The organism is Mariniflexile sp. HMF6888 (genome assembly GCF_044335535.1).
Taxonomy (GTDB): Bacteria; Bacteroidota; Bacteroidia; order Flavobacteriales; family Flavobacteriaceae; genus Mariniflexile.
In genome coordinates this window covers 296,763-312,417 of record NZ_JBIQVZ010000004.1, presented here as the reverse complement: position 1 = coordinate 312,417, position 15,655 = coordinate 296,763, and the positions used below count along the sequence as shown (strand labels likewise).

8 protein-coding genes are annotated in these 15,655 nt (G+C 35.4%); all 8 read right to left on the bottom strand.

The features are described from left to right. Positions 1-10: 10 nt before the first annotated feature. The 8 genes from ACGLWY_RS12205 to ACGLWY_RS12170 all read right to left on the bottom strand — a co-directional run bounded on the left by ACGLWY_RS12205 (position 11) and on the right by ACGLWY_RS12170 (position 15,584). Positions 11-1,990 carry a glycoside hydrolase family 97 protein gene (locus tag ACGLWY_RS12205; RefSeq protein ID WP_396619944.1) on the bottom strand — a complete coding sequence of 660 codons (1,980 nt, stop codon included), beginning with the start codon at positions 1,988-1,990 and terminating at the stop codon, positions 11-13. 1,662 nt (positions 1,991-3,652) lie between these two features. Then, positions 3,653-4,462, bottom strand: coding sequence for a hypothetical protein (locus ACGLWY_RS12200; RefSeq protein WP_396619943.1), 810 nt, complete (start codon positions 4,460-4,462; stop codon positions 3,653-3,655). 28 nt (positions 4,463-4,490) lie between these two features. Continuing rightward, positions 4,491-6,071: a RagB/SusD family nutrient uptake outer membrane protein gene (locus ACGLWY_RS12195; RefSeq protein WP_396619942.1), complete on the bottom strand. Its 1,581-nt coding sequence runs from the start codon at positions 6,069-6,071 to the stop codon at positions 4,491-4,493. 12 nt (positions 6,072-6,083) lie between these two features. Further along, positions 6,084-9,272, bottom strand: coding sequence for a SusC/RagA family TonB-linked outer membrane protein (locus ACGLWY_RS12190; protein ID WP_396619941.1), 3,189 nt, complete (start codon positions 9,270-9,272; stop codon positions 6,084-6,086). A 1,108-nt stretch (positions 9,273-10,380) separates the two neighbouring features. Further along, entirely contained in the window at positions 10,381-11,451 is a 1,071-nt protein-coding gene (ald, locus tag ACGLWY_RS12185; RefSeq protein ID WP_396619940.1) for an alanine dehydrogenase, read from the bottom strand. A 113-nt stretch (positions 11,452-11,564) separates the two neighbouring features. Continuing rightward, complete coding sequence (locus ACGLWY_RS12180; protein ID WP_396619939.1) at positions 11,565-13,073, bottom strand: aminotransferase class V-fold PLP-dependent enzyme; 1,509 nt, start codon at positions 13,071-13,073, stop codon at positions 11,565-11,567. 86 nt (positions 13,074-13,159) lie between these two features. Beyond that, entirely contained in the window at positions 13,160-15,124 is a 1,965-nt protein-coding gene (locus ACGLWY_RS12175) for a cytochrome c biogenesis protein CcdA (protein ID WP_396619938.1), read from the bottom strand. Between the two features lie 13 nt (positions 15,125-15,137). Further along, positions 15,138-15,584: a protein-disulfide reductase DsbD domain-containing protein gene (locus tag ACGLWY_RS12170; RefSeq protein WP_396619937.1), complete on the bottom strand. Its 447-nt coding sequence runs from the start codon at positions 15,582-15,584 to the stop codon at positions 15,138-15,140. Positions 15,585-15,655 lie beyond the last annotated feature (71 nt).

Sequence of the window (15,655 nt, the reverse complement as noted above, 5' to 3'; positions counted from 1 at the left end):
TTGTTTTAATTTATAATTTCTTAAAACGGATAGCCGTTCCTCCAGACCCACCTAAGTGTAATTGTAATGTATCAGAAGCTTTTACTGTTCTTTTAGAAATTGAAACTGCTTCTGGATTATGTATTTGGTCCGTTCCTTCTGCATCTTCATAAATTTCGGCTTCATAGATAGCATTTGGTTCTAAGAATAATAGTGAAACGGATAAATCCCTGCTTTCTTCATTGGTCATACTTCCTAAATACCAATCGTCACTATGTTCGTCTTTACGAACGGTGGTGATATACTCCCCAATTTCGCCATTCAATACTTTAGTGTCTTCCCAATCAGTTGAGACATCTTCCAAAAATTGAAATTCTGGTCTTCCAACATAATTTTCAGGAAGATCCGCCATCATTTGTATTGGTGAATAAAACACGACATACATAGCTAATTGCTGTGCTGTAGTGCCTTGAATTCTTCTTCCAGAGAATCCTTGTTTAAGCTCTACGTCCAAAACACCTGGTGTATATTCCATAGGTCCAGATAACATTCTGGTAAAAGGTAGAGTCACGACATGATTTGGTGGATTTCCTTCGCTCCAAGCATTATACTCTTGTCCACGAGCTGCTTCCCTAGCCAACATGTTTGGATAGGTTCTGCGTTCTCCAGTATCTTTTATAGATTCGTGATAAAACACTGCCAAATCATATTCAGCTGCTTTTTCCAAAACATATCTAAAGTAGTTTACTCCAAACTGTCCGTGATGCCACTCTTTCATATTTAATTTAGATCCTACGTGTCCTATTTTAACGGTATGGATTCCCAAACGTTTGTACATGGCAAATCCTTCGTCAATTTGTTTCATGTAATTTATAAGATTTGAGCCTGTTTCATGGTACCCTATAAGCTCTACCTCTTTTTGTTTTCCGTACTCAACAACCTTATCGATGTCAAAGTTATCGGCACATTTAGTAAAACTAAACATATGCATGTGGTTTTCGTACCAAGCAGGAGTCCAGCCCTTGTTCCAACCTTCAATCAGCAAATGATGAAAGCCTTTCTCTGCTGTGAAATCAATATACTCTTTAGCATTTTTAGTGGTTGCTCCTTGTACATCACTTTCCCAAAATGTAAATTTACCAATATGCATGCCCCACCAAATTCCAAAATACTTATACGGCTTTACGTAAGATGGATTACCTAATTTATTAGGTTCGTTTAAATTCAACACCAAATAGGAGTCAATTAAATCTCCAGCACTCTCGCCTATTTGAAGTGTTCGCCATGATGAGGTAAATGTATCTTTTACCCTAACTTTCACGCCGTCTGACCAAGGCACTAAATCTGTTTTCAATTGTGTGCCTTTAGTATTAACCAAGGTCATACTGGCAAAATCTATTAAATTGGCCTCATGAAAACTCAACTTCAATCCACTTTTGCTTTCTATTGTTAATGGTGTATGTACAGTATCTAAAGTACTAACCGGAGATTTCTCATATAAATATTCATAACGGTTTTCCCTATAGGCAGGAATCCACCATGCTTGACCGTCTTCTTTTAAGTTAAAGGTTGTCTTTTCATCCATGATAAAAATACTATCCTTTGATTCTTGTTTTGGATAGACATACCTAAAGGCAATTCCATCATCAAAAGCACGAAACTGTATATCTAGTTTGCGTTTGATTTCGTCTTTCTTTTGTAAATGGACCACTAATTGATTATAGTGATTTCGTATTTTCTTTTTTTCTCCCCAAACCTGTTCCCAAGTGTCATCAAAATTGGAGTTCTCAACCTTTATAATCTCAAAGTCCTTACTTAAATCTTCATTATCCTTTAATAAAAAACCCATCTCTGAAAGTGACAAAACCTCAGTTTCACCATGATATACGGCATATTTAGGTTCATTTTCTATTAATTTAAACTCAATTTTGTTTACGCCATTTGGTGAAATAACCTCGTAATCGTTCTTCTCTATATTTTTTCCGCATCCACAGATTATTGCAAGAAGCATAACAAGGACTATCATTTTTTGTGTCATTTTTTGTATTATTATTATTTGTAATATTTCATGGTTAAGAATAAATAAACCAAGGAGACTAATAAACTCCTTGGCTTAAAACTAAACAACAACTAAGTTTGATGTACCAACAACAAACATTGACTAACTAAACTATTATTTATTGGAATTTTTATGACATCTAGAAACCTATGTCATTACTCTCAAAGTCTTTTTAACATCATCATTTCTTTAAAAATAATACTAAAAAGAGTTCAGCCTTGAAGTGCATGACTAGCTTTATGACAAAGCTAAAACCATTATTAAGACAATATATAGGATCTTAGTAGTTTTCTTTCTGTTTTAATTTCATAATAAGTTGGTATTTAATGTATTTAGTTTATAGTTGAACTTTAGCCTTAGAAATGTAAAATTATGATTTACATCAAATACAAAGAGGCAGAAATGTATCTTATTGGGGCTATTTATGTGTTTTAAACATTGTTTTTTTAGCTTTTACACTTAAAATTAATTTATGAGAAACAAAAAGCAACAACAAAAAAAACGTTAAAATGAGTCATCCATTTTAGTCTTTTAAACTATAGTTTCCGAGTGATCTCCTTTTTTTTATCGGAAGAGTTAATACCAGATTTGTTGTTACAGCGTTTATTGCATTTTAGTCATCTTGAGGGTATAGTATTAGAGCATGAATTAAGCTTCCAATGTAGTTTACTCCTATGGTAATCTCATTGGAAAATTCTGCAGCTACATTACAATATCCTTCATAAAACGTATCATGATCGTACAAAACATTTACCCAAGAATTTTGTGATTCCGGACGGGACTTTTTATAGATTGTTATTATTTTTTTAATGTTGGAAATTTACTTTTTAAAAGATTTCATTATCTTCATTCAAGTGATTATAACAGTTTACTGCAGGAAAATTTGAAAAACATTGGGGAATTAAACTTGAACTAAATTCACTAAATACAACCATTTTTTCATCTGTTTATATTATTATTTTATTTGGTCAGATGGAACACCTTAACAATCATCCTTGTGTGTAAATGTAATTCTCATAAGTGTTTCATATGTTGATTCATATAAAGGCTTTATCATCATTTGTTGGTTAGGAGTTTTAAAATACAATCCTCTTAATTATCAACTGGAAAGAAAACCTTACTATTGAACTCCAATACGGATATCTGTTAATTTTAGGCATATTATCTTCTAGAATGGTTCTTATAAATGATAAAGTTGTAATTCTTTATTGTTTCGCCAATGAATATGAATCGATTAGCCTTATTAGTTCAACGTTCTGGAGTTCGGCTTTGGAACTAAATACCAGTAGTGTTAAGCATCCAAAAATCAATAGCCTGATCGGCTTAATACGTATGGTTTGTTTTCTCATTCATCAATATAATAGGTCTTCTATAATACCGCAGGTATATAATTTATTAAAATGTTGTTTAAAATTCTTCGTAAATCTTTATAAAAGGTTTTTTAATAAATTCCTTACCAATGATAGATTTAAGGAATAAGAAAGAAGGAATAATCGTATTATAATTAGGAGAAGTTTTTCTTAAGAAAAACTTCTCCTTTTAACTTTAATACTTAAACTTAATTTTTTAGCTTTTTATATGTCAGCTAAAAAATGTTTTTGTCTTAATTACACGCTAGTTAACTCTTTCATAAACAGAAAACCAAGACCAATCTTCAGTATTTCTATCTGGAAGAAATTCTGCTCCTTGACTAAGTATCATTTCGTCCTCAGTTAATTTGGAAATTCTATAGGTAGTTCCGATACCATCGCCTCCAAAATCTTTAACGGGCATGCCACTACCAACTATTGTTAAGTAATCCAAAGGACCTATACTATCATTGTCTGGGTTATATTTAAAATTTAGCTTAAGCACAAAATTACCAGTTTCAATGTTTCCACTTTGATCATCTTTTGCATAATTAAATCCTTGATTTAAATCAAAGGTAACTGTGTCATGATAATAGTCATTTCCACTAATATCGGGTTGCCACCAATTAGCATTATAATCACTTTGTGGACCAACATAAACAGCTACGAGTCGCCATGTTTTGCCTAGTGATGAGTTTGTTAACAAGTCCCATTTTGGGTCTGCAAAAAATACAGGGTCATTTTCACTTACTGTAACATCTGCTGATGTTGCTGTATAACCTCCTTGTGAAAAAGCAGAATACTCTATTTTATAAGTTCCAGCAAAAGGAATTATAATAGTGTCTATGTCCTTATTTGATATCCCTACTCCATAATCCCAATAAGGAAGAGCATTTGGTGTATTACTCTTTAAGTAAATTTGATTATCATAATTTGGATTTTGTGTAACAGAAAAATCCAATGCACTAACATTAAGTGTATCACTCAAAGAATGACTATCTGGTTCACATGATGATACTAAGAATCCCATCCCTAATATCAAAAATGATGCAATCATTATTTTATTACTTTTCATATTTAAAAGTTTAAAGTTTAGTTAAAAATTACCATCCAGCATTTTGCTGTAAAACACCTCCAGATAAAGTAATCTGAGTATTGGGTATTTGAGCCAATCCCTTTGTTGCTTGTATTTTCGCCGCGGTGATGGTCTTTGTGATTGGGGTACTCCCATCGGATATGGTTGTGGTCTCAGCAATTTCGGCAGCTGCAGCATCTACTCCTTGACGCAATAAATCCCAATACCTAATACCTTCTAAAGCGAATTCCAAATGTCTTTCGTTCATGATATTTGCTTGGTTGACCGGAATGGATGTGAAATTATCTTGGTAAGCACGCTGTCTCACTTGATCGAAATAATCTTGTGCATTGGCACTTCCCAATTCGGCCGCCATCAATAGAACATCTGAGTATCTCATAACAATATAATCCTGAAATTGACTAATTTGGAAACTTCCTACCCCTAAACCATCAGTAACGGGGTTGTCGTTTTCATCAGACATTGGAGTATACTTTTTGGTGTAATACCCTGTATATTCGCGTTGGTTATCCTTATTTAAACCCAAACCTTCTTCTTCAATCCCAATTACTGATGCTACCCGTCTCGTATCATTAGAGCTATAAGCATCCCAAAGCCCTTGGCTAACAGTACCAACGCCCCATCCTTGACCATATGGGTAAGATGAAAACCCTCTCAAGCCAAACATAACCAACCATGCATTACCATCGGTATTTCCATTCCAATCACCGGTATAGGTGAATTTAATAGAGAACACATTTTCTTTATTGTCTTCACCTGCATAGGTGCCGGCAACTTCAGAAGCTGCAGGCCAAAGGCTTGAAAAATCATCCACCAAGTCATGACCACTATTAGCGATTACATCTTCTAAATGACCTAATGCATCTGCTTTAGACACCAAACCTACCAAATCTGTTTTGCCATAATAGCCTGTATAGTACAAATAAACACGACCCAACATGGATTTGGCTGCCCATTTAGTAACACGACCACTATCAACCGTATCATAGGTTTCATCAGGTAAGTTCTCTGCGGCAAATATTAAATCTTGAGCAATCACTGCATAAACATCATCTGGATTAGCTTGTGGAATATTATCGCTAGATGGTTCAGTTAACAATGGAATGTTTCCCCATAACCTTACCATTTCAAAATAAAGATAAGCTCTAATAAATCTAGTCTCAGACTCGTAGGCAACCCTTAACGCATCATCACCTTCCCAATTAATTTGATCCATTTTGGTCAAAAACACATTACAACGGTACAAAGCCTTGTAATAAAGTTGCCAATTGTCATTAAACAAATCAACATCCCCTGGTGAACGCGATATATCAAATTCATCCATTACCTGACTTCCATAACCATCATTGGTACCTCCTCCACCAAAACAATCATCGGCCATCACTTCACTAATCACAGGAAAACCAAAGCCTCCTTTACCTCCTATTACTTGCAGTCCATCATAACATCCTACAAGAGCAGCAAAGGCATCATTCGTGTTTTTATAAAAATTTGCATCTGTTTGTTGCGTATAAAGTTCAGCGTCTAAACTACATGAACTTAAAGACAAAAGACCTAAAAACAATATGTATATATATGTATTTTTCATTTTCTTTTTTTTTTAAAGTTTAACGTTTAATCCCATCATGAACGTTCTTGGCCTTGGATAGTACCCTACATCAACCCCAGATGAAAAACCTTCTGGTCCAAATCCTATTTCAGGATCCATACCATCATACTTAGTAAATGTGTACAAATTAAGTGCTGAAACATATACCCTTAATTGGCTGGCAAAAAATGGTTTTCCCATTTTCAATTTAGCAAAATCAAATCCTAATGTTACGTTACTGATTCTTAAAAAATCACCATCTTGAAGATATAAATCTGAAAATTGTGCAAAATTCCTACTATCATCTGTTAATTTAGGAACGGTATTAGAGGTTCCTTCACCATGCCAACGATCCAGTATAGCAGAGGTATAATTACCATAGGCTCCTGGGCTTCTATATGATTGGACAATTTGATTTCCAGCCACACCATTTGCCGAGATTGAAAAATCAAAAGCTTTGTAATTTCCTGAGACAGCAAATCCAAAGGTAAAGTCTGGATTAGGGTCTCCTATCATTGTTTTATCAGCATCTGAAATTGTTCCATCTTTATTTATGTCTTGGTAGATAACGTCTCCTGGAGTCGCATTTGGCTGAGTACCGTAATTGTCTATTTGTTGTTGGTTCTGGTATACCCCTGCTGTTTTATACCCCCAAAAATAACCTAATGGAAATCCATTTTCTGCCCTATAAAACTCAGGAGCATTTGCAAATATTTGATTTGTGGATCCATGGATACGCCCATCAGCTGTTTGTATTTCTCCAACTTTATTTTCATTATATGCACCATTGACAGATAACGAATAATTGAATTCTCCTATATTATTTTGATATTGTAATGCCAGTTCAATCCCTTGATTGATTACATCTCCTCCATTAACAAATGGTGGGTTTGCTCCTGCAGTTGCTAATACTGGTTTAACAATCAACCAATCTTTATTGGTTTTTCTATACCAATCAAAATTAATACTCAATGCGTTTTTTAACAATCTGGCATCAAAACCTATATTGGTTTGTTCTGATGTTTCCCATTTTAACTCTGGGTTTGCCAACCTATCGGGATAAGCACCAGGTGTTAACACGCCTTCTTCGTTACCAAAAATATAATTGGTTTGTGTTGATTTAATAGTTGCCAAATACTGGAAAGCTCCAACATTTTGGTTTCCTACTTGCCCCCAACTTCCCCTTAACTTTAAAAAGTCAATAAATCCAGAATCACTTAAAAAGTCTTCATTGCTTACAACCCAACCCGCAGATACGGACGGGAAATAGCCCCATTTTTGACCTGGGCCAAAATTAGAAGAACCATCTGCCCTGAATGTGGCATTTAACAAATAGGTTTCTTTAAAATTATAACTTAACCTACCAAAATAAGACATTCTAAAGTTTTCAAACTTTCCTCCACCTACACTTATTAAATCTGACTCAGAATTTGTTGTAACGCCTAACCAAGCATGGGCCAGGTCATTAAAAACCGCATCAGCGTTATTCCCATTTATAAAAGTACTATTACCTCTTATAGATGAGGTTCCTACCATGGTTGTAAAGCTATGGTTCTCTGCGACATTAAATTTATAGGTCAATAAATTATCCCAAATAAGGGTCTTACCCTTATTCATACTTTGAGAGACTGAACTGTAATCATTTTGCCCGGTATACTTAGACAATTTTTCATAAATGGGGTTATACGAATGTCCTTCTCCTGCGGAATAATCCAACCCTAAAGTTGTTCTTAATGTTAATCCCTTAATTGGTTCTACTTCCAAGTACACATTACCAATTAATTTTTGGTTATTGCTTTCGCTTTGGTTTCCATAAAGCATAGTTGCATAAGGGTTTGATGAACCATCAAGCCAAGGCTCGGTATGACCTACGGTACTGAAAAAATTTCCATTTTCATCATAAAATGGCAGCAATGGACTCACCTCAAAAGCTCCTCTCAACGAATTATTATATACGTTCCCAACACCAATACCATTTCTATCCGTGTAAGCAAAGCTTATGTTTTCACCAAAGGTTACAACATCTTTATATAGCTTATGTTCAGAATTGAACCTAAAATTATAGCGCTCATAGTTTGATAGGTCTTTTCCTCCTACGATACCTTCTTGCCCTAAATATGATAATGACCCAGAATAAACAGAGGTGTCTGAACCTCCCGATATACCAAGCGAATAATTTTTTGTTGCTGCATTGTCCACAAACATTTTATCCATCCAATTGGTACCTTCTCCCATTTGGGCAATTTCTTCGTTTGTAAAAAATGGTGCCTTTCCTGAATTAACTGCAGTCTCATTTATTATAGTAGCATATTCTGTAGCATTCAACAAATCAACTTTTCTGGCAACAGACTGAAGCCCATAAAACTGATCAAACGTAATTTGTCCTCTGCTTCCTCTTTTTCCTTTTTTTGTAGTGACCAAAACAACCCCATTAGATGCTTGGGCTCCATAAATAGCTGCCGAAGCGGCATCCTTTAATACTGAAACAGATTCAATATCAGAATTGTTTAAATAGGAAATATCTCCTCCAATAGGAATACCATCTACAACATACAATGGGGAACTACCCGATAAGGAGCCCTGTCCTCTAATAATAACTTTCAAGCCTTCTCCAGGTTGTCCTGAAGTTGAAGTTATTTGAACACCAGGAGCTTGACCTTGCAATGCCTGTAAAGCATTGGTTGTATTCATTTTAGCAATATCCTCCGCATCTACTTGGAAATTGGCTCCCGTTACAAGTGCTTTCTTTTGTGTTCCGTAACCAATCACCACCACTTCGTCCAAAGAGGCCACATCTTCTTTTAATGTGATACTCAGACTGGTTTGCCCATTAACAGAAATTTCATTTGGAATAAATCCAATATAAGAAATCACTAAGAGGGCATTTTTACTCGAAACATTTAATGAAAAATTACCATCAAAGTCCGTTTGGGTTCCATTTTTTGTACCTTTTTCCAAGATATTTGCTCCTGGTAGTGGTTGCCCAAAATTATCAGAAACAGTTCCAGTAATAGTCCATGTTTGAACCACATCATCTTTTACATCAGAATCAATAATTACTTTATTGACATTATTTAAATCGGGATTTGCATGCAAAGCGAAAAAGACAAAAAACAGAAACAATGTACATAGTCTCGCTTTTATATCTAATTCAAAAAAATCATGACAATAGCTTCTTTTATTAATAAAAAGTTTTTTCATATTTTAAAATTTAGTTATAGTTGTTTAATTTTAACCACGTTTGAAAATTCATAAAGAGGAATTGGTTATTTTCCTGATTTACGCCCATTTTCTTCATAAAAAGGGTTAAAGCATTTCTGCTTGACAAGCATTTTTTTTATACCATAGGCAAATTGTTTTTTTTTTAATTATTAATTTTTGAAGTAAACCATATTGTTAGGTAACTATAAGAATACCTCATTGTAGTAAAAAACATCCATTCAAATCAGTTATAAAAACCCTTTAAGTAAGAATGTCCCTTATGTAGCTTTCAGAAAATGAAAAGATGCGTAAATATCAATGCGTATTGGAATTGCCTCTCTATTACTTTGTTTGATGAAAGCCAAACGTATGTTTATTTCGTGAACACAATTTTAATCATCTTGCATTACACTTAAGGGTTTGAAATGTATCTTATAATGGGCTATGATGTGTCATTATAAACAAGATGCAAGGCTATTGATTGCTAAATTTCTTCAGTATTAACTTCTTGCGAAATAGGTTGAGAACAATCAAATAAAAGCACAGAATTCATTTATGAAAACTGATATCTTTCCGATATATTGAACAGAATTGAAGTTGGTAAAAAACTCCTTAAATGTAACTGAGGAGTTCTATTTATGATGAAAATCTAAGAATAGTCTTAACTGTTGTTATTGTAGGTTTATTAACAACAGATCAATAAAAAGTAGTTATAGTTGGGTAATGCTTTTTTAAATGTGACAAACATTTATTTGCTTTCAAACATTACGACTGAAAACGGCGGGATTGTGATTGCTAAATTTCCTTTCTTAATTTTTAAATTCTTTGATTTGTGTTTTTGGCGAATTATCAAAAGAGCTATAATTCTGAACAGGCTTAGAAGTGACTATGGTAGAACTAATGAATTTTACGCATAACTTGTAAAAAAGTTTGCATAAAATACACTCCAAATAAAACAAATATAAAAAAGGAAAGTAACATTGGTTTCTTTCCTTAATTTCAAACTTTATAAAACTTGTCTATCTTTTAATTATTACATAACTGTTTCTTTTTCATTTTACAACCTTATATAGCACAGGTTGTTTTTAAAATAACCTTGGGAATAGGCTTATTCTATTTCTTTATAAATTATTTCCCCTTTCACAATATTTAATCCTTTTGCTAGTGGTTCACTATTTTCACAAGCCTTTTCCCAACCGTCATTTGCTAATTTAATAATATAAGGCAAGGTTACGTTGGTTAAAGCTACGGTCGATGTGTAAGGAACTGCTCCAGGCATATTGGCAACACAGTAATGCACCACATCATCAATAATATAAGTTGGGTCTTGATGTGTTGTTGGTCTGGTAGTTTCAAAACATCCCCCTTGGTCTACAGCCACATCAACGATTACAGTTCCTGGACGCATGTCTTTAAGCATATCCTTTGTTATTAATTTTGGTGCTTTGGCTCCTTTTAATAAAACACCCCCAATAATTAAATCGGAATCCCTGATATGTTTTCTAATATTGTATTCGCTTGAAAACTCTGTGATAACATTCTTAGGCATTATATCGCTAACGTACCGTAATTGTTTCATGTTTACATCCATAATAATAACTATAGCTCCTAATCCTGCCGCCATTTTAGCAGCTTGCAAACCCACAACCCCTGCACCTAAAATTAATACTTTGGCGGGTGGTACCCCGGGAACACCTCCTAATAAAATACCTCTACCTTTAATTGGTTTTTCAAGATATTTAGCGCCTTGTTGAATGGACATGCGGCCTGCAACCTCTGACATGGGGACTAACAATGGCAGAGAACCATCTGCATCTTCGACAGTCTCGTAGGCTATGCAAACGGCACCACTTTTTATCATCGCTTTTGTAAGTGGTTCACTTGAAGCGAAATGAAAATAAGTAAATACCACATGATGCGGTTTTATCAAATCATACTCCTGCTCAATAGGTTCTTTAACTTTAACTACCATTTCTGCTGTAGCGTAGACTTCCTCAATGGTATCAAGAAGAATGGCTCCAGCTTCTATATAATCCTTATCAAGGAAACCGCTTCCAAAACCTGCCTTTTTTTGGACATAAACCGTGTGATTTCTCTTAGTAAGTTCAAACACACCAGATGGTGTCATACCAACTCTGTTTTCATTGTTTTTTATTTCTATGGGAATACCAACTTTCATAATTATTATATTTTTTTAAAAATTTATTTTTGTAAATATTGAAATACATAAAATCTGTATCTTAGTTTTTATAATACCTATTTCAAAGAAAACAACATACTGGTCTCCAAAAATTAAAACCAACTTTTGGTAATTTCTTTTTCAACAGAAACATTACTTTTATGAATAAATTCATTCTTAATAGCATTATAAGTATAATCCTTTTCCCAATCTTTAAAATTTGTTGCAACCTCTTTTATGGCATGGCAGATAAACTCGACCTCAGCGTTTGTCATGGTTGGGTGTATGGACATACGGATCCATCCAGGACGCTCCATTAAACAGCCTTCCAATATTTTCTTTTCGATAGATTTAGAAGTAGGCTCGTCCACATTCAACAGATAATGCCCATAAGTGCCCGCACAAGAACAACCACCTCTGGTCTGGACACCAAAACGGTCGTTCAGCAATTTGACTATTAGGTTATAGTGCGCACCTTCTATGTAAAATGAAAAAACCCCTAACCTATCTGTATGATCTGGTGCTAGGATTTTAAGGTTGTCAATCTTAGTTAAATGTTCAAAAATAATGGCATTTAGCTCATGTTCCCTATCCAAAATATTCTGAATGCCCATGTTTTCTTTTAGCTGAATGGAAAGTGCTATTCTAATTGCTTGTAAAAAACCAGGGGTACCTCCATCCTCACGGGTTTCTATATCATCAATATAGTCATGGTCTCCCCAAGGATTGGTGTAACTTACGGTACCTCCGCCCGGGTTGTCCGGTACCAGATTTTTATATAATTTTTTATTGAAAATCAAAACGCCCGAAGTGCCCGGTCCTCCCAAAAACTTATGTGGCGAAAACGTAATGGCATCCAAATACTGCTCTTCATCTTCTGGATGCATATCAATTTGCACATAAGGCGCGGAACATGCAAAATCCACAAAGCACAACCCATTATTTTGATGCATTACTTTTGCAATGTCATGGTAATAGGTCCTGATGCCCGTAACATTGGAACAGCCTGTTATGGCCGCTATTTTTATTGGTATATGTCCGTACTCTATCAATAGACTTTCCAAACTTTCCAAACATGGCAAACCATTGGTGTTTGATGGTATGACAACCACTTTGGCAATGGTTTCCAACCAAGAGGTTTGGTTGGAGTGGTGCTCCATATGCGAAACAAAAATAATGGGACGCTTTTCTACTGGAACTTCTGTATGATCCTTTAGATTTTCATTTAGTTTAATACCCAGTATTCGTTGGAATTTGTTGATAGCTCCCGTCATTCCTGTCCCTACGGTAATCAGCACATCGTCTTTTGATGCATTGACATGCTTTTTTATAATGTTTCGTGCATCACGATAGGCATGTGTCATAACACTTCCTGTAATTGAGGTTTCGGTGTGTGTGTTGGCCACAAATGGCCCTATATCGTTTAGAAGCTTTTCTTCAATGGGCCTGTACAATCGGCCACTTGCTGTCCAATCGGCATAGATAATTTTCTTTCTGCCATATGGTGATTCAAACTCTTGATCTATACCAACTATATTTTGCCTAAACGATTCGAAATAGTGTTCTAAATTCAACGCTTTTGATTCTAAGTCTTCTTTAAAAAATTTACTTGTTATATTCATATATGGAGTCTTAATAAAAGCTACTTTAATCAAACTATATACTTTTAATTAAAGGGATTTAATAAATAAAATGACTATAAATGGAATTACTTAAAATTAGAAATACCTTTTTTTAACCAATCATGGTATTCCTCTACATCAGGGGTATATCCTACAGGGTCTATCAAATTTTCTACATCATGATTCATCAAGACATAAAAAGGTTGTGAATTTGCTTTATATTTCACTGTTTGTAATTCACTCCACTTTTGACCAATGTATTTAAGTTTTTTGCCAGGGTGTAATTGGGATTCAACTATTTCTTGGTCTTCTAATGGGCGCTTATCGTCGACGTATAATGAAATCAACACTACCTCATTTTTTAGGATATTCAGTATTTCCGGTTTTGGCCAAACGTTCTGTTCCATTTTTCTACAATTCACACAGGCCCAACCTGTAAAATCTATCATAACGGGTTTACCCACTTTTTTGGCGTACGCCAAACCTTTGTCATAATCGTTAAATGCCAAAATATCATGAGGAGCCAACAAATGCCCCCCATCTGGCAAACCTTCATGGTTTTCCAGAACGGAAGTGGTACCCATTTTGGAAAAGCCAACGCCATAAGGAGATTCACTATACTCAAGGGGTGGAGGGAAGGCACTTATTAAATTGAGGGGAGCGCCCCACAAACCGGGTATCATATACACCGTGAAAGATAGCACCACTAACCCCAAACTTAATCTTCCCACTGAAATATGGGTCAATGGGGAATCATGTGGGAGCTTTATTTTACCAAATAGATAAAAGGCTAAGGCTCCGAAGATTGCAATCCATATTGAAATAAAAACTTCACGTTCTAAAAAATGCGCTTGTAATACTAAATCGGCTTGTGATAAAAACTTAAACGCTAGGGCTAATTCTAAAAATCCGAGTACGACTTTAACGGTATTTAGCCAACCACCAGATTTTGGCAATGAGTTTAACCATCCTGGGAAAGCGGCAAACAAAGCAAACGGTAACGCAATGGCTAATGAGAAACCCAACATCCCTATAATAGGTGCTAGTCCGCCCTTTGAGGCTGCTTCTACCAATAAGGTACCAACAATGGGTCCTGTACAGGAAAATGACACGATGGCCAATGCCAATGCCATAAAAAAGATGCCTATGAGTCCGCCACGGTCTGCTTGTGAATCCACTTTATTTGCCCAAGAGTTGGGCAGCATAATTTCAAAAGCCCCTAAAAAGGATACCGCAAAAACAACCAATAACAAAAAGAAAATAATATTAAACCATACATTGGTTGCTAGAGCATTCAGGGCATCGGCACCGAAGATGCCTGTTACGGCCGTTCCCAATAGCACATAGATTACAATAATACAGATGCCATAAATAATGGCGTTTTTTATTCCTGCTGCTTTGGTTTTGCTCTGCTTGGTAAAGAAGCTTACCGTCATGGGGATCATGGGGAACACGCATGGTGTCAACAAAGCTGCAAAGCCTGATAAAAAGGCTATAAAAAATATGGACCAAAGCCCTTTGTTTGACGCTGGATCCGTGCCTTTCCCTTCTTTTGAAACCTTGGTTTCTGTTAGTATTGTTTCTGTCCCTGTGGGTGTTTTATCGGATAGGTTGAATACGAGGTCAATCTCTGTTGGCGGCAAACACCTAGCATCGTCGCAGACCATGAATTCCACAAATGCCATAACCGTACTTACTTCTTTTAACAGTTCTATTTTTTGCTTGAAGACGGCCGTATTTTCGAAATACTTAATCTTCATTTCAAAAACGGGATCATCTACCGTATGCCCTGCTTCTTCTGTAGTATTCCCTATTGTTTTAAAATTCCCGTCGCTATCATCATACGTAAATGTTGTCGCTATGGGGCCATCTTCAGGTACAATTTGCGAATATAAATGCCAACCGGGTTCTATGGTGGCCGTAGAGATCAGTTCATATTCCGTGTCTGATAACTTCACTACTGAAGTCGCCCATTTTACGGGATTAAGGACTTGTGAATTGCTTGTTATGGATAACAACAAAACACTTAGTGTCAATAAAAGTCTTTTCATTTTATGTTAATATTTATTTTATATTGAACACTAGATCTACTTCGGTAGGCGGCAAGCACCTACTGTCATCACAAACCATAAACTCGACCGTTGCGTTTACCTTAAAGGGGGCTTTTTCCTTAAGCTTTATACGTTGTTTAAAGAAAGCCTTGTTCTCGAAATATGTGATCTTCATATCAAATATGGGGTCGTCTATGGTATGCCCTTTCTCTTCAGTGGTGTTTCCCTTTTTTAGGTAATTGCCATTGCCCTCAAAGGTGAAGTTTGTGGGTATGGGACCATCATCCGGAACCGTTTGTGAATACAGGTGCCAATTTTTTTCTATGGTGGCCATGGCCACTAGTTCATACTCCGTATTCGAAATTTTGGTTACCGAGGTGGTCCATTTTACCGGCTCAAGGATTTGGGCGCTACCTGTGGCATAAATTAATAGTGTAATAAAGATGATTGTTTTTTTCATAATAGGTGCTTGGTTTACGTTCTTGTTATTGATCTTATTAATCCCTTCTTTAAGGTTTTTTAAAGATAGGG